Origin of the sequence: Pseudomonas sp. SR18 (genome assembly GCF_023701505.1) — a bacterium.
In the GTDB taxonomy this organism is placed as follows: Bacteria; Pseudomonadota; Gammaproteobacteria; order Pseudomonadales; family Pseudomonadaceae; genus Aquipseudomonas; species Aquipseudomonas cyclaminis.
This window is the reverse complement of the sequence record NZ_JAMQAU010000001.1, coordinates 609,905-632,680: the sequence shown is the minus strand read 5'-3', so window position 1 is coordinate 632,680 and position 22,776 is coordinate 609,905. Positions and strand designations below refer to the sequence as shown.

The 22,776-nt window shown below is 63.7% G+C and carries 12 protein-coding genes; 6 read left to right on the top strand and 6 right to left on the bottom strand.

Annotated features, from left to right (window positions below; genetic code table 11):
- Positions 1-37: 37 nt before the first annotated feature.
- A complete protein-coding gene (locus NDJ82_RS02945; RefSeq protein WP_250924911.1) occupies positions 38-844 on the top strand; it encodes an MOSC domain-containing protein in 807 nt (268 codons plus the stop codon).
- A gap of 65 nt (positions 845-909) precedes the next feature.
- Here NDJ82_RS02945 and ppnP read toward each other — a convergent pair whose 3' ends face one another.
- On the bottom strand, positions 910-1,194 hold the full coding sequence (gene ppnP, locus NDJ82_RS02940) for a pyrimidine/purine nucleoside phosphorylase (RefSeq protein ID WP_010208796.1): 285 nt from the start codon (positions 1,192-1,194) through the stop codon (positions 910-912).
- Between the two features lie 64 nt (positions 1,195-1,258).
- A complete protein-coding gene (locus NDJ82_RS02935) occupies positions 1,259-1,801 on the bottom strand; it encodes a 3'-5' exonuclease (protein WP_099584156.1) in 543 nt (180 codons plus the stop codon).
- Positions 1,802-2,079: 278 nt separating this feature from the next.
- Here NDJ82_RS02935 and NDJ82_RS02930 point away from each other — a divergent pair, with 278 nt between their 5' ends.
- The 3 genes from NDJ82_RS02930 (at position 2,080) to NDJ82_RS02920 (ending at position 4,666) form a co-directional block, all read left to right on the top strand.
- Positions 2,080-2,703, top strand: coding sequence for a TetR/AcrR family transcriptional regulator (locus tag NDJ82_RS02930; RefSeq protein ID WP_250924910.1), 624 nt, complete (start codon positions 2,080-2,082; stop codon positions 2,701-2,703).
- A gap of 93 nt (positions 2,704-2,796) precedes the next feature.
- Positions 2,797-3,585 carry a substrate-binding periplasmic protein gene (locus NDJ82_RS02925; RefSeq protein WP_099584158.1) on the top strand — a complete coding sequence of 263 codons (789 nt, stop codon included), beginning with the start codon at positions 2,797-2,799 and terminating at the stop codon, positions 3,583-3,585.
- A 67-nt stretch (positions 3,586-3,652) separates the two neighbouring features.
- A complete protein-coding gene (locus NDJ82_RS02920; RefSeq protein WP_191959181.1) occupies positions 3,653-4,666 on the top strand; it encodes a GNAT family N-acetyltransferase in 1,014 nt (337 codons plus the stop codon).
- Between the two features lie 48 nt (positions 4,667-4,714).
- On the opposite strand, the gene NDJ82_RS02915 is transcribed toward NDJ82_RS02920, so the two are convergent.
- The gene (locus NDJ82_RS02915; RefSeq protein WP_034117025.1) at positions 4,715-5,266 is read right to left on the bottom strand and encodes an RNA polymerase factor sigma-70; all 552 of its coding nucleotides are present in this window, start codon (positions 5,264-5,266) and stop codon (positions 4,715-4,717) included.
- Between the two features lie 299 nt (positions 5,267-5,565).
- Here NDJ82_RS02915 and NDJ82_RS02910 point away from each other — a divergent pair, with 299 nt between their 5' ends.
- Both NDJ82_RS02910 and NDJ82_RS02905 read left to right on the top strand, forming a co-directional pair.
- Positions 5,566-6,318, top strand: coding sequence for a thioesterase II family protein (locus tag NDJ82_RS02910; protein ID WP_250924909.1), 753 nt, complete (start codon positions 5,566-5,568; stop codon positions 6,316-6,318).
- 54 nt (positions 6,319-6,372) lie between these two features.
- On the top strand, positions 6,373-19,260 hold the full coding sequence (locus NDJ82_RS02905; RefSeq protein WP_250924908.1) for a non-ribosomal peptide synthetase: 12,888 nt from the start codon (positions 6,373-6,375) through the stop codon (positions 19,258-19,260).
- A gap of 89 nt (positions 19,261-19,349) precedes the next feature.
- Here the strand turns inward: NDJ82_RS02905 and dsbG are convergent, their stop codons facing one another.
- From dsbG to dsbD, 3 genes are read right to left on the bottom strand one after another with little or no spacing between them, the layout of a single operon-like run.
- Entirely contained in the window at positions 19,350-20,111 is a 762-nt protein-coding gene (gene dsbG / locus NDJ82_RS02900; protein WP_250924907.1) for a thiol:disulfide interchange protein DsbG, read from the bottom strand.
- Positions 20,087-20,938: a TlpA disulfide reductase family protein gene (locus NDJ82_RS02895; protein ID WP_112196351.1), complete on the bottom strand. Its 852-nt coding sequence runs from the start codon at positions 20,936-20,938 to the stop codon at positions 20,087-20,089. Before NDJ82_RS02895 ends, dsbG begins: the two co-directional genes overlap by 25 nt.
- Positions 20,938-22,665, bottom strand: coding sequence for a protein-disulfide reductase DsbD (gene dsbD, locus NDJ82_RS02890; protein ID WP_250924906.1), 1,728 nt, complete (start codon positions 22,663-22,665; stop codon positions 20,938-20,940). The genes NDJ82_RS02895 and dsbD overlap by 1 nt, the downstream gene beginning before the upstream one ends.
- Positions 22,666-22,776 lie beyond the last annotated feature (111 nt).

Below are 22,776 nucleotides of genomic sequence, written 5' to 3'. Positions count from 1 at the left end.
TAGGGTTGCATCTTTGCCCCCTCAGGAATGCAGGCCCATGCTTCGTCTCAGTGCGTTGTACCGTTACCCTTTGAAGTCCGGCATGGCCGAAACCTTGCAGCAGATCGGCCTGGATAAACTCGGGTTGGACGGGGATCGACGCTGGATGCTGGTGGATGAGGCCAGCGGGCGTTTCCTTACGCAGCGGGCAGTGGCGAAGATGAGCCAGCTCTCGGCGCTGTGGAGCCGCAGCGGTGGCCTGACCTTGAGTTCGCCCGGCCATGCGCCGCTGGACGTGGCACTGCCCGGCAGCGATGCCGAGTTGCGCGGCGTGACCATCTGGCGCGACACCTTGCGCGTGCCGGACGCCGGTGATGAAGCCGCCGCCTGGGTCAGCGCCTTTATCGGCAAGCCGACGCGGCTGGTGCAGATGCCCCTGGACCGTGCCCGCACGACCGAGGCCGGTTACGGTCGCGATGACGACCAGGTGGCGTTTGCCGACGGTTATCCGTTGCTCGTTATCGGGCAAGCGTCGCTGGACGACCTCTCGCAAAAAATCGGCCGCCCCATGGAGATGCTGCGCTTTCGTCCCAACCTGGTGATCGAAGGCGGTGAAGCCTTCGCTGAAGACGGCTGGAAGCGCCTGCGCATCGGTGATGTGGAGTTTCGTGCGGTCAAACGCTGCTCACGCTGCATTCTCACCACCATCGACCCGCAAACCGGCGAGCGCAGTGCCGACCGTGAGCCTTTCGCCACACTGGATACCTACCGCAAGACGGAGGACGGCGCGATGTTCGGCCAGAACCTGGTCAATGAGGGCAACGGCCGCCTGGAAGTGGGCATGCCAGTGACCATTCTCGAATAGTTTTCAGCGCCCATTAAAAATGCCCGTCTCGCAGGAGACGGGCATTTTTTTGAGCGGGCGAAGGCTTAGCCGCGGTATTCGCAAAGGTAAGCGGTGTCCACGGCGACCTTCAGCTGGAACTTGCTGTTGGCCGGAACGTTGAACTGGCTGCCGGCGGCGAAGGTTTCCCACTCGCTGGCGTCAGGCAGTTTGACGGTCAGGGCGCCGGAAACCACGTGCATGATTTCACGCTGGGCGGTGCCGAATTCATATTCACCCGGAGCCATCACGCCGATGGTCGCCGGACCTTCTGCAGTGCCGAAAGCGATCGACTTGACGGTGCCGTCGAAGTACTCGTTGACTTTGAACATGGGCGAATCCTCGGAAAAAGGGTCTGGAAAGGTCGGCCAGTATGCCCAAGGGCGGGGGAGCTGCCTAGACCGGTAAAATCAACGGCAGCAGGCGTGCGGTATTGCGTGCATCTTCCAGTGCCCGATGTTGCTGGCCATGGAACTGCATGCCCGCCAATTGCAGCGCGCCGTTTAGCCCCAGGGGCTTGTCCAGGCGCCGGGCCTTGGCGAAGCGCTGCTTGAGGTTCACATGGGGCGTCTTGGCGAGCGCACTGACCAGGCTATTGCGCTGCCATTCAAGTTCAAGCTGCGCACGGTCATAGTCGCCCCAACTGGCCCAGCCTTCCAGGCGCGATTGATGCTGGCCCAGCCAGCGTTCGAACAGCGGCCACACCTCGGTGATGGGCGCGGCGGCGTCGATATTTGCCTGGGTGATGTGGGTCAACTGACGGCAAAAAGGCGTCAGCAATGGGCGGCGCAACGGCCGCACAAAGCGCTGGAAGTGGTCCAGTTCGCGGCCCTGGCGGTTGACCAGGCTCGCGCCGATCTCGATGACTTCCATCTCCGTCACGGGCCAGCCGCCTTCATCCGTTGTGGCTTCAAGGTCAATAATCAGCCAATGAGGCATTGTGCAGGTTCCCGTACTCGTCCCTTCTTGATGGGGATAGAGCGTAGCCCGGCCCTGTAGTTCCGCCCAGGGCCTATTCGATCTCCAGCAAAACCTGGCGATTGCGCACCGAGATTGCCGTCAATCACCTGTCCAGCCTTTGCAATCTCGTGAATGCCGACCGTGAGTGAATGTTCCCTGTTCATCGCTTCGAGCAAGATTTGGCCAAGCGCTTGCTTGGTTGGCGCACACGGCCTAAATTGCCGGCCAAGACGTCAGTGGAAGTAGAGGAGAGCAGCATGGATGAGCACCAAGCCCTGCGGGTGATGCGCACCATGGTCGAAGGCGGCCAGTTGACCGATCCTGACAGCGCCCGGGGCAAATTGCTGCAAACCGCGGCGCACCTGTTTCGCAACAAGGGTTTCGAGCGCACCACCGTGCGTGATCTGGCCAGTGCGGTGGGCATTCAGTCCGGCAGCATCTTTCATCACTTCAAGAGCAAGGACGAGATCCTGCGGGCAGTGATGGAGGAAACCATCCACTACAACACGGCGATGATGCGGGCGTCGCTGGAGCACGCGACGAACGTGCGCGAGCGTGTGCTGGCGCTGATCCGCTGCGAGTTGCAGTCGATCATGGGCGGCAGCGGCGAAGCCATGGCGGTACTGGTGTATGAATGGCGCTCGTTGTCGCAGGAAGGCCAGGCCCAGGTCCTGGCGCTGCGTGACGTGTATGAAGACCTCTGGCTGCACGTGCTGGGCGAGGCCAAGGCTGCGGGCTATATCAAGGGTGATGTGTTTATCGCGCGGCGCTTTCTCACCGGCGCCTTGTCCTGGACCACTACCTGGTTTCGCGCCGAGGGCAACCTGACGCTGGAGCAGTTGGCCGAAGAAGCCCTGCTGATGGTTCTGAAAGCTGACTGAGGCGCAAGCTATTAATTTGGTGGTGGAAAGTTGTCTCGCCAGACAAAAACGCCTAGCTTATCGCCATCAATCGGTTGAACGGTGTGTGCCTTGATGTTTTCGCCATGGCGGCTGGCTGCAGGACTAACAATATGGGCACTGGGCGCCGTGTGGTGGATGCCGGCCTCGGCTGCGCAATTGGTGCGCGTCGGCGCGGCGCATTTCCCGCCTTACACGGTACGCCCGGAGCAGGGCGCCGACACCGGGTTGCTGCCGCAATTGGTCGAGGCCCTGAACGCCTTGCAAACCGACTACCAGTTTGTGCTGGTGCCCACCTCGATTCCCAGGCGTTTCCGCGATTTAGAGCAGGGCCGGATCGACATGGCCATCTTCGAAAACCCCGCCTGGGGCTGGCAGAAAATCCCCCACACCAGCATCGACATGGGGCTGGAAGACGCAGAGATTTTCATCGCCCAGCGTGAGCCCGGTCGCGGCCAGGACTATTTCGCCGACCTCGCGGGCAAACGCCTGGCGGTGTTCAGCGGATACCACTACGCCTTCGCCAGCTTCAATCCCGACCCCAGGAACATGGCCGAGCATTTCAACGCCACCTTGACCTATTCCCATGACAGCAACCTGCTGATGGTTGCGCGTGGGCGAGCGGACATTGCCTTGGTCACCCGTTCGTACCTGAGTGACTTTATGGTGCGCAATGCGGATATGGCCGCGCAGTTCCTGGTGTCGGAGCGTATCGATCAGGTCTATCACCATTACGCCTTGCTACGGCCGAAGGCGCCGATCACGGGGCCCGCGTTTGCCGAAATGCTCAAACGCCTGCGTGATAACGGCCAGATGCTGAAGATTTTCGAGCCGTACCGCATCGACGTGATGGCGGTACCTTGATCGGCTAAATTTCTTCCTCCGGCTCACGTCACTTCCTTATCTGTCGACGATTACGTGAGCCCCTCCCATGTCCAATCTCAATGACCTGTCGGTCCTGCCATTGCCGGCCGGGCCTGCCTTGAATGCTGATGAAACCGAAAGCCACCTGAGCCTGACCCTGGAAGGCCAGCCGCTGGCGCGTTTGCGCCTGGAACGTGGCGATGAATTGCAGGTGCATTTGCAGAACCCCGGCGATGTGCCTTCCGCCCGTGCCTTGTGGGCCGCCTGCTACTGGTTGTTTGCCAGGGAACCCGCTCGGCAGCGCCTGACCTGGCACCTCGCACATGCACCGCATGAGGCCTTGAGCACTGGTTTGCTGGTGGTCGCCGAGACCGCCGGACAGTACCGCTGCGAGCGCACCCTGTTCTGGCAACTGCCCCAGCCGTGGTTGGGGCAATCGTCCAGTGGCAGCTACCCGCAACAGATGATTGTCAGTGCGGGCAAGCGCCACCCGGTCCGCGCACCGAAACCCCGAGGTGAAGTCTACCGACGTTACGACGCACGCCTCGGCGCCTGGATTTCCCTGCGCACCGTTGAAATCGATGTGGACCTGGCGCGCTTCAATCGCTGGCAGAACAGCGCGCGCGTGGCGAGTTTCTGGCAGGAAAGCGGCAGCCTGGAGCAGCATCGGGAATACCTCGACAAGCTCGCCGCCGATCCGCACACCCTCACGCTGATCGGCTGTTTCGACGATGAACCCTTTGCCTATTTCGAAGCCTACTGGGCCAAGGAAGACCGTATCGCACCGTTCTACGATGCGGCCGACTACGACCGTGGCATCCACATGCTGGTGGGGGAGGAACATCATCGCGGTCCGCACAAGGTCGCCAGCTGGCTGTCGGCGCTGGTGCACTACCTGTTCCTGGATGACCCGCGCACCCAGCGCGTGGTGGCGGAACCGCGTGCCGATAACGCGAAGATGATCGGCCATATGCATAACCAGTGTTTCCACTGCGAAAAGGAATTCGATTTTCCGCACAAGCGCGCGGCGCTGATGATTCTGGGGCGGGAGCGGTTTTTTGAGCGGTGCGGATTGATCTGAGGCGAGGTTCACAGGCGGGAGCGGGCAGGCCGCTCCCCATTTTTTGCCTCAGACCCGGCGTGCGAAGGTATCGCTATGGCTGCCCGACACCTTGCGGCAGTGCACCAGCGCATCGCGGATCATGAAGTTGACCAGCGTTGGCGACACCCCCAGTTCCTTGGCGATGTCCTTTTGCGGCACGCCGTGCAAGCGGTACATCTCGAACGCGTAGCGGGTGCGCTGGGGCAGCTCGGTCAGCGCGTCGGCGATGTTTTCCAAGGTGTTGAAATTGATGTGGGAGGTTTCCGGTGAAGCGCCGTGAATAACCACATTCAAGCCTTCCTCTTCCGGCCCGGAGTATTTGAGTTCCAGGGCCTGCTTGCGGTAGTGATCGATGGCCAGGTTGCGCACGATCTGGAACAGGTAACTCAGCTGGGCCTTGAACGATGAGGTGATCGTCGGCGCCGATTGCAGGCGAAAGTAGGCGTCCTGCACGACATCTTCGGCGCGGGAGCGGCAGCCGGTAATACGTGCTGCGATCTTCACCAGAATCAATCGATTGTCGACGAACGCCTGGAGAAGTGGTGAGTCGCACCTGCCTGTGGATACTTGTTCCGTCATGGAAATCACCTTGATAAATAGGTTGGGGGAGGGCGTCCTTGCTGAGGCCTCCTACACATCGGGCAACAAATTAGGCTGAATGATAATGATTGTCAAATGAGAAGGCGAACTAATCTTATGCTTTCTTGTTCGGTGTGAACCACGTCTCGCTCATCCCCGGCGACTAATTATTTGCGGTTGCCGTCCGTTCTTCTGGGTGACAGGTCCGTTAGCAAGGCGGCCAAGGATCAGCACCCGCAGGAGGACGAAATGGGTTTTTACCGTGCACACAGCGTGTCTCAGTTTGGAGTCTTCGAGCGATGAGCACGCCGACCCGACTGCGCCTGTTCTGCCTGCCCTATTCAGGCGCCAGCGCCATGGTCTACGCACGGTGGCGCCGAGCGTTGCCCGAGTGGCTGCAGGTTTGCCCGCTGGAATTGCCTGGTCGCGGCATGCGCATGGACGAGCCCTTGCAGCGCGATATCAAGGCCCTGGCTGCGCAACTGGCGGATGAAATCAGCCACGATTTGGGTGGCCCCTACGCGTTGTTCGGCCACAGCCTTGGCGGCCTGCTCGCCTTTGAGCTGGCCCACGCATTGAACGCCCGCAACGTCCCTGCGCCGCTGGCGCTGTTCGCCTCCGGCACTGCCGGCCCGGCGCGCCGCGATGTCAGCGAATACGCCATCGAAAAGACCGATGAGCAACTGATCGCCCGCCTGCGTGAACTGCAGGGCACCGCCGAAGCAGCCCTGGCCAACCCCGAATTGATGCAACTGATGCTGCCTATCCTGCGTGCCGATTTCCTGCTGTGCGGCAGCTTCAACTATGGCGAACGCACGCCGCTGGCCATGCCGATCCATGTGTTCGGCGGCAAGCAGGACAGCGTGCGCGCCGACCAATTGCTCGACTGGCAACTCGATGCCGCCAGCGGCTTTTCCCTCGACATGTTCGACGGCCACCACTTCTTTCTCGTGCAGCACGAAAGCGCGGTATTGCGCTGCCTGCGGCGCTACGCCGACGAACACCTGGCCCGCTGGCGCAATGGCGTGACGCGGCAACTGGTCGCCGGCTGACAGCTACTCAATTCCCGAATTTCCCGTAAGCCGATTTCAGGCAGGAACCCCAAGATGGACGCCTTCGAACTTCCCCGCACCCTGGTCCAGTCCCTTCAACGTCGCGCCGCGCAGACCCCGGACCAGGTGGCTCTGCGCTTCCTGGCCGAGTCCGCCGAGCACAGCGTTGTGCTCAGTTACCGCGACCTCGACCAGCGCGCCCGCACCATCGCCAGCGCCCTGCAGGCCAATGCCGAATTGGGCGACCGCGCCGTGCTGTTGTTTCCCAGCGGCCCGGACTACGTCGCGGCGTTCTTTGGCTGCCTGTACGCCGGGGTGATCGCGGTGCCGGCCTACCCGCCGGAGTCCACCCGCCGTCATCACCAGGAGCGTTTGCTGTCGATCATCAGCGACGCCGAACCGCGCCTGCTGCTGACCGTCGCCAGCCTCGCCGAGGGCCTGGCGCAGATCGAACATGCGCCGCCGGTGTTGAGTGTCGACACCTTGGACGGCACTGACAATTGGGTCGCCCCCGAGCTGCATCCCGACGACATCGCCTTCCTGCAATACACCTCCGGCTCCACGGCGCTGCCCAAGGGCGTGCAAGTCAGCCACGGCAACCTGGTGGCCAACGAAGTGCTGATCCGTCGGGGTTTTGGCATCGACCTCAACCCCGACGACGTGATTGTCAGCTGGCTGCCGCTGTACCACGACATGGGCCTGATCGGCGGCCTGCTGCAACCGATCTTCAGCGGCGTGCCGTGCGTGCTGATGTCGCCGGCGTACTTCCTTGGCCGGCCATTGCGCTGGCTCGAAGCGATCAGCGAATACGGCGGCACCATCAGCGGCGGTCCGGATTTCGCCTACCGCCTGTGCAGTGAGCGCGTGAGCGAGTCAGCCCTGGAGCGCCTGGACCTGAGCAAGTGGCGCGTGGCCTATTCCGGTTCCGAGCCGATCCGTCTCGACACCCTGGAGCGCTTCGCCGAAAAATTCGCCGCCTGTGGTTTCAGCTCAGACCATTTCTTTGCGTCCTACGGCCTGGCCGAGGCGACGCTGTTTGTCGCTGGCGGCACCCGGGGTCATGGCATCCCGGCGCTGCGCGTCGACGAGACGGCGCTGGCCGCCAACCGCGCAGAGCCGGGGCAGGGCAGTGCGATCATGAGTTGCGGCACCAGCCAGCCGGAACACGCGGTGCTGATCGTTGATCCCCACACGTTGGATGAATTGCCCGACAGCAGCGTCGGCGAACTCTGGGCCACCGGTCCGAGCATCGCCCACGGCTACTGGCGCAATCCTGAAGCCACCGCCAAGACCTTCGTCCAGCACGCCGGGCGGACCTGGCTGCGTACCGGCGACCTGGGCTTTATCCGCTTTGGCGAGGTGTACATCACCGGTCGCCTCAAAGACCTGTTGATCGTGCGCGGTCACAACCTCTATCCGCAAGACATCGAGCAAACCATCGAGCGCGAAGTGGAAGTGGTGCGTAAAGGCCGGGTTGCGGCGTTTGCGGTGAATGACCAGGGCCTGGAAGGCATCGGCATCGCCGCCGAAATCAGCCGCAGCGTGCAGAAAATCCTGCCGCCCGAAGCGCTGATCAAAGCCATCCGCCAGGCCGTGGCCGAGGCGTACCAAGAGGCGCCGAGCGTGGTGGTGCTGCTCAACCCCGGCGCGTTGCCCAAGACCTCCAGCGGCAAGGTGCAACGTGCGGCCTGTGCGCTGCGCCACGCCGATGGCAGCCTCGACAGCTACGCGCAATTCCCCGATCTGCAAGGGCAGGCTGGGGATGTGGCGCTGGACGGCGGTTTGCAACAGCAGATCGCGGCGATCTGGTGCGAGCAGTTGCAGGTCGCGAGTGTCGCTGCCGATGATCACTTCTTCCTGCTCGGCGGCAACTCCATCACCGCCACCCAAGTGGTCGCACGCCTGCGTGAAACCCTTGGCCTGGAGCTGAACCTGCGCATGCTGTTCGAGGCACCGACCCTGTCGACATTTGCTGCCCATGTTGCGCAATTGCAACAGGACGGCGGCGTCGCCCAAGGCGCCATTCATGCCTTGTCACGCCAGGACGAATTGCCCCAGTCCCTGGCCCAGAATCGCCTGTGGATCACCTGGCAACTGGACCCGCAGAGCAGTGCCTACACCATTCCTGGCGGCCTGCGCCTGCGTGGCGAGCTGGACGAAGACGCGGTGCGCCTGAGTTTCCAGCACCTGATCCAGCGCCACGAAGCCCTGCGCACCCGCTTCTACGAGCGTGATGGCCAAGCCTTTCAGCGCGTTGACGCCAACGCAGCGTTCGACCTGCAAGTCATCGACCTCAGCGACCTGCCCGCCGCCGAGCGCGAAGCCCGTGCGCAGCAGATCCGCGAAGACGAAGCGCGCACGCAATTCGATCTGGAAAAAGGCCCGCTGCTGTGGGTGACCCTGGTGCGCCTGGACGATGAAGACCACCAATTGCTGGTGACGCTGCACCACATCATTGCCGATGGTTGGTCGCTCAACATCCTGATCGATGAGTTCTCGCGCCTGTACGCCGCCGCCTCCCAGGGACAATCCCTGGCGCTGCCGCCGCTCGCCCTGCAATACGCCGACTACGGCAGCTGGCAGCGCCAATGGCTGGCCGAAGGTGAAGGCCAGCGTCAACTGGCGTACTGGAAAAACCAACTGGGGGACGAGCATCCGACCCTGAGCCTGGCCACGGACCACCCACGCTCCGCCCACCACCTGCACAGTGCTGCGCGCCATAGCGTGCGCCTGAGCGCCGGCCTCAGCGAAGCGATTCGCCAGACCGCCCAGGCCAACGAATCCACGCCCTTCATGCTGTTGCTGGCGGCGTTCCAGACCCTGCTCTATCGCTACAGCGGCCAGCGCGATATCCGCATCGGCGTGCCCAACGCCAACCGGCCGCGCCAGGAAACCCAAGGCCTGATCGGCTTCTTTATCAACACCCTGGTGCTGCGTGCCGAGCTGGACGGGCGCCTGCCGTTCAACCAGCTATTGGCCGCCACCCGCGAAACCGCCTTGGGCGCCCAGGCCCATCAGGACCTGCCCTTCGAACAGCTGTTGGAAGCCTTCCCCCAGGCCCGCGAGCAGGGCCTGTTCCAGGTCATGTTCAACCACCAGCAACGCGACCTCAGCGCTTTGCGCCGCCTGCCGGGCATGCTCGCCGATGAGTTGCCGTGGCACAGCCGCGAAGCCAAGTTCGACCTGCAACTGCATACCGAAGAAGACCGCAACGGCCGCCTGAGCCTGGCGTTCGACTACGCCGATGAGCTGTTCGAAGGCGCCACCATCCAGCGCCTTGCCGAACACTTCATCAACCTGTTGCACGCCATCTGCGAGCAACCCCAGCAAGCCCTCGGCGACCTGCAGTTGCTGCTGGCGGACGAGCAGCAACCGTGGAGCCAGGCGCCGTGCGCGCCCGCTGAGCAATGGTTGCCCGAGCTGCTCAACCAGCAGACTTCGGACACCACCGCGCTGGTCTGGCAGGGCGGCAGCCTGACCTTCGCCCAACTGCACACCCAGGCCAACCGCCTGGCCCATTACCTGCGCGACAAAGGCGTCGGCCCGGACGTGTGCGTGGCCATCGCCGCCGAGCGTTCGCCGCAACTGCTGATCGGCCTGCTGGCGATCATCAAGGCCGGTGGCGCCTACGTGCCGCTGGACCCGGATTACCCTACCGAGCGCCTGGCCTACATGCTCAAGGATAGCGGCGTGCAACTGCTGCTGACCCAAACCGCATTGCTGGAGCAACTGCCGAGCGCCGACGGCGTGTGCGTCATCGCCATGGACAGCCTGCACCTGGACCGCTGGCCGACCCAGGCACCGGGCCTGCACCTGCACGGCGACAACCTTGCCTACGTGATCTACACCTCCGGCTCCACCGGCCAGCCCAAAGGCGTGGGCAATACCCATGCCGCGCTGGCCGAGCGCTTGCAGTGGATGCAGGCCACTTACCAACTCCACGACACCGACGTGCTGATGCAAAAGGCACCGATCAGTTTTGACGTGTCGGTGTGGGAATGCTTCTGGCCGTTAATCACCGGCTGCCGCCTGGTGCTGGCCGGCCCGGGTGAGCATCGCGACCCGCACCGCATTGCGCAGCTGGTACAGGAACACGGCGTGACCACCCTGCACTTTGTGCCGCCGCTGTTGCAGTTGTTTATCGACGAGCCGTTGGTGGCCGAATGCACCAGCCTGCGTCGCCTGTTCTCTGGCGGTGAGGCGTTGCCCGCCGAACTGCGCAACCGCGTATTGGCGCAGTTGCCGGCGGTGCAGTTGCACAACCGCTATGGCCCGACCGAAACCGCGATCAACGTCACCCATTGGCACTGCAGCGCAGAAGATGGCGAGCGCTCGCCCATTGGCCGACCGCTGGGCAATGTGATCTGCCGCGTATTGGACGATCACCTCAACCTGTTGCCAGCCGGTGTGCCTGGCGAACTGTGTATCGGTGGCATCGGCCTGGCGCGGGGTTACCTCGGGCGCGCCGGTTTGACCGCCGAACGTTTTATTGCCGACCCGCTGGGCGAGGCCGGCGCACGCCTGTATCGCACCGGTGACCGCGTGCGCTGGAACGCTGACGGCGTGCTCGAATACCTCGGCCGTCTCGATCAACAGGTCAAGTTGCGCGGCTTCCGTGTGGAACCGGAAGAAATCGAAGCACGCCTGCTGGCCCTGGACGGTATCGCCCAGGCCGTGGTGCTGGTGCGCAACGCCACGCTGATCGGTTACTACACCGCCAGCACCGCACTGGATGAACAGGACGTGAAAGCCGCCCTGGCCGCCGAGCTGCCTGAGTACATGGTGCCCGCGCAACTGATGCGCCTGGACGCCATGCCCCTGAGCCCCAGCGGCAAGCTGGACCGCCGCGCATTGCCGGAGCCGGTGTGGCAAACCCGCGAACACATTGAACCCGAAACAGTGCTGCAGCAGCAGATCGCCGCGATCTGGCGCGAAGTGCTCGGCCTGCCAACAATCGGCCTGCGCGACGACTTCTTCGCCCTTGGCGGCCACTCGTTGCTGGCCACGCAAATCATCTCCCGTACCCGCCAGGCCTGTGACGTCGAACTGCCGCTGCGCACCTTGTTTGAAGCCAGCGAACTGGGCGCGTTTGCCGAGCAAGTCGAGCAGATCCAGGCATCGGGCCAGCGCAACCAGCAAACTGCGATTGCCCAGGTCGACCGCAGCCAACCGGTGCCGTTGTCCTATTCCCAGCAGCGCATGTGGTTCCTCTGGCAGATGGAACCGGACAGCCCGGCCTACAACGTCGGCGGCATGGCGCGCCTGCGGGGTGTGCTGGACGTGGGGCGTTTCGAAGCCGCGTTGCAGGCCTTGATCATGCGCCACGAAACCCTGCGCACCACGTTCCCGAGCGTCGACGGTGTGGCCTGTCAGAAGGTCGCGCCGCAGACTGGCCTGCGCATGGACTGGCAGGATATTTCCACGCTGAACGAAACCGAGCGCCAGCAGCGCTTGCAGCAACTGGCCGATCATGAGGCCCACACGCCGTTCAACCTGGAAACCGGGCCGTTGCTGCGCGCCTGTGTGGTCAAGGCCGGCGAGCAGGAACACTACCTGGTGCTGACCTTGCACCACATCGTCACCGAAGGCTGGGCCATGGACATCTTTGCCCGTGAACTCAGCGCGCTGTACGAAGCCTTTATCGACGAGCGCCTGTCGCCCCTGGCGCCGTTGCCGGTGCAATACCTCGACTACAGCGTGTGGCAGCGTCAGTGGCTGGAATCCGGCGAGCGTCAACGCCAACTGGATTACTGGACCGCGCAACTGGGCACTGAACATCCGCTGCTGGAGCTGCCGAGCGACCGTCCACGGCCGCCAGTGCAAAGCCACCAGGGCGAGCTGTACCGCTTCGATCTGAGCGACGAACTGGCCGCCCGCGTGCGCGCCTTCAATGCCGAACGCGGCCTCACGCTGTTCATGACCATGACCGCGACCCTGGCCGTGTTGCTCTACCGCTACAGCGGCCAGACCGACCTGCGCATCGGCGCCCCCGTGGCCAACCGCATCCGCCCGGAAAGCGAAGGGCTGATCGGCGCGTTCCTCAACACCCAGGTGCTGCGCTGCCAGCTCAATGGGCAGATGAATGTCGGCCAATTGTTCGAGCAGGTGCGTCACACCGTGATCGAGGGCCAGTCCCACCAGGACCTGCCGTTCGACCATCTGGTGGAAGCCCTGCAACCACCGCGCAGTGCCGCCTACAACCCGCTGTTCCAGGTGATGTGCAACGTGCAGCGCTGGGAATTCCAGCAGAGCCGCCAACTGGCCGGCATGACCGTCGAATACCTGGCCAACGATGCCCGTGCGACCAAGTTCGACCTCAACCTGGAAGTCACCGACCTCGACCACCGTCTGGGTTGCTGCCTGACGTACAGCACGGATCTGTTCGACGAACCGCGCATTGCGCGCATGGCTGAACATTGGCGCAACCTGCTGGAAGCGTTGATTGCCGACCCGCAACAACGCCTCAGTGAACTGCCGCTGCTGACCGCCACCGAACAACGCGCATTGCAGGACAGCCTGGGCGTCGAGGCCGGTGAACACCGCCTTGATCAGTGTATCCACCAGTTGTTCAGCCAGCAGGCACTCAAGCGTGCGGATGCGCCGGCCCTGACCTTTGCCGGCGTGACCCTCACTTACGCAGAACTCAATGCCCGTGCCAATCGCCTGGCCTGGATGCTGCGCGAACGCGGCGTCGGCCCGCAGGTGCGGGTCGGCCTGGCGCTGCCGCGTTCCCTGGAAATGGTCGTCGGCCTGCTGGCGATCCTCAAGGCCGGCGGCGCCTATGTGCCGCTGGACCCGGAATACCCGCTGGATCGCCTGCACTACATGATCGAAGACAGCGGCATCGGCCTGCTGCTCAGCGACGCGGCGATGTTCGAAGCCCTCGGTGAACTGCCGGCTGCAGTGGCGTGCTGGTGCCTGGAGGATGACTCGCCCGTGCTGGCGAACTACCCGGCCGATGAGCTGCCGTTTATCAGCCTGGCGCAACACCAGGCGTACCTGATCTACACCTCCGGCTCTACCGGCAAACCGAAAGGCGTGGTGGTGTCCCACGGCGAAATCGCCATGCATTGCCAGGCCGTGATCGAGCGTTTCGGCATGCGCCCGGATGACTGCGAGCTGCATTTCTATTCGATCAACTTCGACGCCGCCACCGAGCGTTTGCTGGTGCCGTTGCTCAGCGGCGCGCAAGTGGTCTTGCGGGCTCAGGGCCAGTGGGATGCGCAGGAAATCTGCGGGCTGATCCGCACCCATGGCATCAATATTCTCGGTTTTACCCCGAGCTACGGCAGCCAATTGGCGCAGTGGCTGGCGACTCAACACCAGACCCTGCCGGTACGCATGTGCATCACTGGCGGCGAAGCCCTGACCGGCGAACACTTGCAGCGCATTCGCGCAGCCTTCCAGCCCGAGGTGTTTTTCAACGCCTATGGCCCGACCGAAACCGTGGTGATGCCGCTGGCCAGCCTGGCGCCGCAGCAGTTGGAGGAGGGCGCCGGCAGCGTGCCGATCGGCAGCATTATCGGCGACCGCGTGGCGTACATTCTCGACGCCGATCTGGCGTTGGTGCCCCAAGGTGCGACCGGTGAGTTGTTCGTCGGCGGCGCGGGCCTGGCCCAGGGTTACCACGAGCGTCCGGGCATGACGGCGGAGCGTTTTGTCGCCGATCCGTTTGCCGCCAATGGCGGCCGCCTGTACCGCACCGGCGACCTGGTGCGCCAACGCGCCGATGGCCTGGTGGAGTACCTGGGGCGTATCGACCATCAGGTGAAAATCCGTGGTTTCCGCATCGAGCTGGGCGAGATCGAAACCCGCCTGCTGGAACACGAAGCCGTGCGCGAGGCAGTGGTGCTGGCGCTGGATTCGCCGAGTGGCAAACAGCTGGTGGCGTACCTGGTCAGCGACGCAGAGCACGGCCCATTGCGCGAGGCATTGAAGACCCACCTCAAGGCGCAATTGCCGGACTACATGGTGCCGGCGCACCTGATCGTGCTCGACAGCATGCCGCTGACCGCCAACGGCAAGCTCGACCGCCGCGCCTTGCCGCAACCGGACCCCGAGGCCAATCGCCAACAGTACGTGGCCCCGCGCAACGAACTGGAGAGCACCTTGGCCGCGATCTGGTGCGCGGTGTTGAACGTGCAGCAAGTCGGTCTGGACGATAATTTCTTTGAACTGGGTGGCGACTCGATCCTGTCGATCCAGGTGGTCAGCCGGGCGCGGCAGGCGGGGATTCATTTCAGCCCCCGCGACCTGTTCCAGCATCAGACCGTGCAAACCCTGGCCGCCGTCGCCACGCGCTCCGAGCAGGTCACGGCGGAGCAGGGCGTACTCACCGGCAGCTCGGGCCTCACGCCGATCCAGCATTGGTTCTTTGACACCGACGTGCCGGCGCGTCAGCACTGGAACCAGGCGCTGGTGCTCAAGCCGCTGCAATTGCTGGAGCCTCATCGCCTGGAGCAAGCGTTGCTGGCGGTGCTGGAGCACCACGACGCGCTGCGCCTGAGCTTCACCCGGCGCCATGCGCAATGGCATGCCGAGCATTTGGCCGTGCCCCAGGGCGGCGTGCTGATGCAGGCGCAAGTGCGCGATATGGCGCAGTGCACGGCGCTGTTCACCGATACCCAGCGCAGCCTCGACCTGGAACACGGCCCGCTGCTGCGCGCCTTGCTGGTGGATGGCCCCGAAGGCCAGCAACGCTTGCTGATCGCGATCCATCACTTGGTGGTGGATGGCGTGTCGTGGCGGGTGTTGCTCGAAGACCTGCAGAACGTCTATCGCCAACTCAGCGAAGGCCAATCCGTCAGCCTGCCGGCCAAGACCAGCGCGCTACGTGACTGGGCCGCACGCTTGCAGGCCTATGCCAGCAGCGAATCCCTGCGCGAAGAATTGAATGTGTGGCAGGACCAATTGGCGGGCCCGGCCGTGGCGTTGCCGGTGGACCGTGCGCAGGGCTCGTTACGCAATCGCGATGCCGAAACCGTCAGCGTGCGCCTGGATGCCGAACACACCCGTCAGTTGCTGCAACAAGCCCCAAGCGCATATCGCACCCAGGTCAACGACCTGTTGTTGACCGCCTTGGCCCGCGTCTTGTGCCGCTGGAGCGGGCACGACTCGGCGCTGATCCAACTGGAGGGCCATGGCCGCGAAACCCTGTTCGACGAGATCGACCTGACCCGCAGCGTCGGCTGGTTCACCAGTGCCTACCCATTGCGCCTGACGCCGCAGGCTGAACAGGGCAACTCGATCAAGGCCATCAAGGAACAACTGCGCGGCGTGCCGCACAAGGGCCTCGGTTATGGCGTGCTGCGCTACTTGGCGGACGACCTGTGCAAGCAGACCATGGCCGCGCTGCCGACCGCCGACATCACCTTCAACTACCTGGGGCAGTTCGACCAGAGTTTCGGCAGCGAGGCGCTGTTCCATCCGCTGGATGAATCGGCGGGCCTGGCCCACGACCCGGATGCGCCGCTGCCCAACGTCCTGAGCGTCGACAGCCAGGTGTATGGCGGTGAACTGGTGCTGCGCTGGACCTTCAGCCGCGAACGCCACGATGCACACACCGTCCGCGAGTTGGCCGAAGCCTACCTGGCCGAGCTGCACAGCCTGATCGCGCATTGCCTCAGGGACGATGCCGGCGGCCTTACGCCGTCCGACTTCCCCCTGGCGCACCTGACCCAGCCGCAACTCGACAGCTTGCCGGTTCCGGCCAGCGCCATCGAAGACGTGTACCCGCTGACCCCGATGCAAGAGGGCCTGTTGCTGCACACCTTGCTCGAACCAGGCACCGGCCTGTACTACATGCAGGACCGCTACCGCATCAACAGCGCCCTCGACCCGGAGCGCTTTGCCCAGGCCTGGCAAGCGGTGATCGCCCGTCATGAAGCCTTGCGCGCCTCGTTCTGCTGGAACGTCGGCGAAGACATGCTGCAAGTGATCCACAAACCCGGCAGCACGCCTATTGAGTACCTCGACTGGAGCCAGGACCCCGAGGCTGAGCAAGAGCCGCGCCTGCAAGCGCTGCTCAAGGCCGAACGTGAAGCCGGCTTCGATCTGCTCAACCAGGCGCCGTTCCACCTGCGCCTGATCCGCGTCGGTGAAGCGCGCTACTGGTTCATGATGAGCAACCACCACATCCTCATCGATGCCTGGTGCCGTTCGCTGCTGATGAATGACTTCTTCGAGATCTACATGGCCCTGGGCGAAGGCGTTGAGGCGCAATTGGCCACACCGCCGCGTTATCGCGACTACATCGCCTGGCTGCAACGCCAGAACCTGAATGAAGCACGCCAGTGGTGGCAGCAGAACCTGCAAGGGTTCGAGCGCACCACGCCGATCCCGAGCGACCGGCCGTTCCTGCGCGAACACGCCGGCCACAGCGGCGGCATGGTGGTGGGCGACTGCTACACCCGCCTGGATGCCCGTGATGGCGCGCAACTGCGGGAACTGGCCCAGGCCCATCAGCTCACTATCAACACCTTTGCCCAAGCGGCATGGGCCCTGGTGCTGCGCCGCTTGAGCGGCGACCGCGACGTGCTGTTCGGCGTCACCGTGGCCGGGCGCCCGGTGCAAATGCCGGAGATGCAACGCACCGTCGGCCTGTTTATCAACAGCATCGCGCTGCGCGTGAAGCTGCCGCAAGACGATCAACCGTGCAGCGTGCGCCAATGGTTGAGCGGCCTGCTCGACAGCAATATGCAGCTGCGCGAGTACGAATATTTGCCGCTGGTGACGATCCAGGAACACAGCGAACTGCCCAAGGGCCTGCCGCTGTTCGACAGCCTGTTCGTGTTCGAAAACGCCCCGGTGGAAACCTCTGTGCTGGACCGTGCGCAAAGCCTGAATGCCACTTCGGATTCCGGTCGCACCCACACCAACTTCCCGCTGACCGCGGTTTGCTACCCCGGTGATGACCTGGGCTTGCACCTGTCTTACGACCAGCGTTACTTCGACGAAACCACCGTGCAAGGCATGCTCGGCGAGTTCAAGCGCCTGCTGTTGGCGCTGGTGCAGGGCTTCCATGGCGACATGGCCGACCTGCCGTTGATTGGCGCGCAGGAGCGCGAGTTCCTGGTAGAAGGCTGCAACCAGAGTGAGCACGCCTACCCGCTGGACCGCAGCTATATAGAGCTGTTCGAAGCGCAAGTCGGCGAGCATCCGCAGCGGATCGCCGCCAGTTGCCTGGACCAGCAATGGACGTTCGATGAACTCAACCGTCGCAGTAATGGCCTCGGCCATGCGCTGATCGCGGCGGGCGTCGGCCTGGATCAACCGGTGGCACTGTTGGCCGAGCGTAACCTCGACCTGCTGGGCATGATCATCGGCAGCTTCAAGGCCGGTGCCGGTTACCTGCCGCTGGACCCAGGCCTGCCAAGCCAGCGCTTGAGCCGCATCATCGACATGAGCCGTACGCCGTTGCTGGTGTGCACCGAGGCGTGCCGTGAGCAGGCCATCGAGTTGCTTGACGGTGTCGACTGCCAATTGCTGGTATGGGAAGACGTGCCGGCGCGTGGTGAAAACCCAGGCATCTACAGCGGCCCGGACAACCTCGCCTACGTGATCTACACCTCGGGCTCGACCGGCCTGCCCAAAGGCGTGATGGTCGAACAGCGCGGCATGCTCAACAACCAATTGAGCAAACTGCCGTACCTGGACCTGAGCCCGGCGGATGTGATCGCGCAAACTGCGTCGCAGAGCTTCGATATTTCCGTGTGGCAATTTCTCGCCGCGCCGTTGTTCGGCGCGCGGGTGGACATCGTGCCGAACACCATCGCCCACGATCCCCAAGGCTTGCTGGCCCACGTTGAGGCGCAGGGCATCACCGTGCTGGAGAGCGTGCCGTCGCTGATCCAGGGCATGCTGGCCCAGGACCGCATCAGCCTCGACGGCCTGCGCTGGATGCTGCCCACCGGTGAAGCGATGCCACCGGAACTGGCGCACCAATGGTTGCTGCGCTACCCGCAGATCGGTTTGGTGAATGCTTATGGCCCGGCCGAATGCTCGGATGACGTGGCGTTCTTCCGCGTCGATCTGGCGTCGACCCGTGGCACCTATCTGCCGATCGGCACACCGACCGACAACAACCGTCTGTATCTGCTGGATGGCGCGCTGGAGCTGGTGCCCCAAGGTGCTGTTGGTGAGTTGTGTGTGGCCGGCACTGGCGTCGGCCGTGGTTATGTCAGCGACCCGTTGCGCACGGCCGGAGTGTTTGTGCCGAACCCGTTCGGTGCACCGGGCGACCGGCTTTACCGCACGGGCGACCTGGCGCGTCGGCGCAGCGATGGCGTGCTGGAATATGTTGGGCGTATCGACCATCAAGTGAAGATTCGCGGCTATCGCATCGAACTGGGTGAAATCGAAGCGCGCCTGCACGAACAACCCGAAGTGCGCGATGCCGCAGTGGGCGTGCAAGAGGGCGTCAACGGCAAGCACCTGGTGGGTTACCTGGTGGCGGCCGATGAAGCGCTGAGCCCAAGCGAGCGCCTGGACCGCATCAAGCAACGCCTGCGCGCCGAGCTGCCGGAATACATGGTGCCGTTGCACTGGCTATGGCTTGACCGCCTGCCGCTCAACGCCAACGGCAAACTCGACCGCAAGGCCCTGCCGGCACTGGAAATCGGCCAGTTGCACAGCCAGGACTACCTGGCGCCGCGCAACGAACTGGAAACCTCCTTGGCTGCAATCTGGGCCGAAGTGCTCAAGGTCGAGCGGGTGGGCGTCGAAGACAACTTCTTCGAACTCGGCGGGCATTCATTGCTGGCCACACAGATTGCCTCGCGGGTGCAGAAGACCTTGCAGCGGGATGTGCCGCTGCGGGCGATGTTCGAGTGCAGCACAGTGGCGCAATTGGCGGAGTACATCGACGGGTTGGCGGCCAATGAGATCAGCGCGGAGAAGGTGGATCGGCTGAGTGATTTGATGGCGGAGTTGGAGGGGCTTTAAGCGTCGCAGCCCCCCACCCACACTTGAATGTATTCACACATCAACATGTGGGAGGGGGCTTGCCCCCATGGCATCATCCCAGGCAACGCCTATCTCGACCCAAGAATCTTCACCAACTTATCCGGCGACGGCGCCCCCTGCTGTTGCTGCAAGCCACCCTTGTCATCCAGGTAGAAAATCGCCGGCGTCGCCGACAACTCCAGCTCATCCATCAACTTCATATTGGCATCGAGCTTGGCTTCGATATCGGCCGGGATCTTCGCCATTGCCTGCAATTTACTGCCCTTGCCGGCGGCTTCGTGTTCTTCCAGGGCTTTTTGCGGGTCTTTGGCGGCGAACAGGGCGGCGGACTTGGCCGCGCTGTCTTCGCGGATGATGCCGACCATGATGTGGCGCAACTGCACCTTGCCGGCCTTGACCCATGGCCGCGCCTGTTCCCAGAACATGTTGCAGTACGGGCAGTTAGGGTCGCTGAACAGGTAGACGATGCGTGGCGCTTTAACGTCGCCGTCCTGGATCCAGCTGCTGTGTTCCATCTTGGCCCAGACTTCCTTGGCCATCGGCGCGTACACCAGTTTTTCCAGGGGCGCGGTGCTCAGGTCATTGCCCTGGGCGTCGTACAGGTTGCCGGCGATCACGCTTTTGCCGTCGGCCGTCAGGTACAGCGCCATGCCACGATTCTGGTACTGCGCGGCGTAGCCGGTGAGGCCGCTGGGGGCGTCGAATTTGCCGATGATCCTGGCGCCCTTGGCTTCGATCTGTTTGATCGGCGCCGGCCAGTCTTCGGCCTGGGCCAGGGTGGCCGCCAGCGTCAGCGGCAGTAGGGTCAGCAGGTGGCGGAGGCTTGGCATGTCGGTTTCCTTGTGGCAGCAGGGGCGGTGTCGAAGGGTTCCATGGCACGGGCCAGGCTGGCCTGGGACAACTCGCCCAAGTGGCTGTTGATCAGGCGTCCGTCGGCTTGGTAGAACAAGGTGGTCGGCAAGGCCATGGAACCCACGGCCTGGCCGAGGCGGCCGCTGGCGTCAAACAGGACGTTGTCCAGGTTCAGGCCCTGGGTGGCCAGGTAGGTGCTGACGCTTTGCATGCTTTCGGCCTGGTTGACGAACAGGAAGGTCACGTCAGGGCGCATGCGCTGGGCGCTTTCCAGCACCGGCATTTCGCGGCGGCAGGGCGGGCACCAGGTGGCCCACAGATTGATCACCAGCGGGCCGCCCTGGTAATCCGCCAGTTGCACCACTTCGCCATTGGCGTTGCGCAGGGTGATGTCCGGCAGGCGCGTGCCTTTTTCATACACGCTCAAGGACAGGCTGGTCATGCCCCAGAACAGCAGGCCGGTGATGACCCCGGCGCTCAGTGGCTTACGCAGCGCCGGGCGGCGCCAGCCGTAGGCCAGCGCACCGAGGATCAGGGTGATGATGCCGGGCCAGGCGAGGAAGCCGCCGTCGCGCAGGTCGACCATCTGCAGCCAGTCGCTGCTGTAGTAGCTCCAGTACATCAGCACAAAGCTGACGCGTGCCGCGAGCATGCCCAGCAGGAACAGGCTGAACAGCACCGATTCCGGGTTCTCACCGCCACGCTTGGCCACGCGCCAGCCCACCAGGGTGGCGAGAATCAACGCGCTGATCAGCAGAATGTGATTCAGCGCGATGGCGAAGGTGCCGATGGTCAGGGTCAGCATCAGAGGGCGTCCCGGGCTTGGGTCCAGCGTTGCAGGAAGGCGTCGGCATTCACTTCGCCGGTGATGCGTTGGGCGCGGCGTTCTTCACCGTCGGGGCCGATCCAGACGAAGCTCGGTGGCCCCGGTACTTTGTAGCGGCCCAGCAGTTCGCGGCTGGCGGCATTGTCGGCGGTGACGTCCAGGCGCAGCAGGCGTACGTCTTTGAGGGCGTCGAGGACTTTGGGTTGGCCGAACACCTGTTTTTCCATGATCTTGCACGACACGCACCAGTCGGCGTAGTAGTCCACCAGCACCCATTGGCCCTGGGCCTTGGCGCTGTCGAGTTGATTTTGCAGGACGGCGGGGTCGTTGATGGTCATGAAGGCGTCATGGGCGGTGGGCGCACCGGCGACCTGCGCGCCGCGGTACACCTTCAGCGGTTGCCACAGATCGTCGCCGCCACCGGCCGCGCCCACCACCAGCACTGCGCCCCACAGGCCCAGCACCAGGGAACCGGCGCCGAATACCTTGGCCGCCAGGCCGTACTCGCGGGCCAGGGTCCAGCCGCAGTAGGCCATCACCAGCGCCAATGCGCCCCACAGGCCGATCCACAGGCTTTCGCCGACCACCGGGCGAATCATCAGCACGGCGGTACCCAGGAACAGGAAGCCGAAGATGCCCTTGAGCACGTTCATCCAGTTGCCCGGCTTGGGCAGGAAGCGGTTGCCCACGGTCACCAGCAGCAACAGTGGAACACCCATGCCGATGCCCATGTAGAACAGGATCAAACCACCGTGCAGCGCATTGCCGCTTTGCGCGATATACAGCAGGACGCCCGCCAGTGGCGCGGTCATGCAAGGGCCGACCAACAGGCCGGACAGCGCGCCCAGCACCCCGGCGCCGATCAGGCTGCCACCGCTTTGCTTGCGGCTGACGTTGTCCAGGCGATCGCGCAGGAAGGCGGGCAGTTGCAGTTCAAAGAAGCCGAACATCGGCAGGGCGAGGATCACGAACAACGCAGCGAAACTGCCGAGAATCCAGGGGGTTTGCAGCAGCGCGGCGAGATTGGCGCCGAGCAATGCCGCCAATACGCCGAGCGCCGCATACACCAGCGCCATGCACACCACGTAGCTGCTGGCCAGGGCGAAACCACGGCGAGGACTGGCGCCACTGCCCGCCACCAGGCCGGCGAGGATTGGCAGCATCGGCAGTGAACACGGCGTAAATGCCAGCAGTAGGCCCAGGCCGAAGAACACCAGCAGGCTCCAGCCCAGGCTGCGCTGTTGCAGGCCGCTGGCCAGGCTCTGGTCCTGGGCTTGCGCGGTGGCGGCGACGGCGGGGTTGCCGCCCAGGTGTAGAGTGATCGACTGCGGCGGGTAGCACAGGCCTGCATCGGCGCAGCCCTGCCAGCCCAGTTTGACCTGGCCGGTGGCCCCGGCGGGTAGCTTCACTTCCAGGCCCTGGCGATACACTTCCTGCTCGCCAAAGAACTCGTCGCTATGGGCCTCGCCTTGCGGCAGCGCCGGCTGGGCGGCCAGGCCTTCGAACTTCATGCGCTGCTTGTACAGGTAATAACCGTCGGCAATTTGCCAATACAACTGGGTCTCGCCACTTTCAAGACGTTCGGAAGTAAAGGTAAAGGCCTTGCCCACCGGGAGGAAATCGGGTTTGGTCTCAAACGGGTTGCCCGGCGCGGCCTGGGCCAACCCGGCGAACAACACCAGCAGAAAGGTAAACAGATGCCGCATGGTCAAGCCTTAGTCCGATACAAGTGAGGCACACAATGTGTGGCGTTGATTAACCGATGATTAACCGGGGGCTATTCTAAAGTGTAGGGAATATCTGAGCGTGACTCTTTT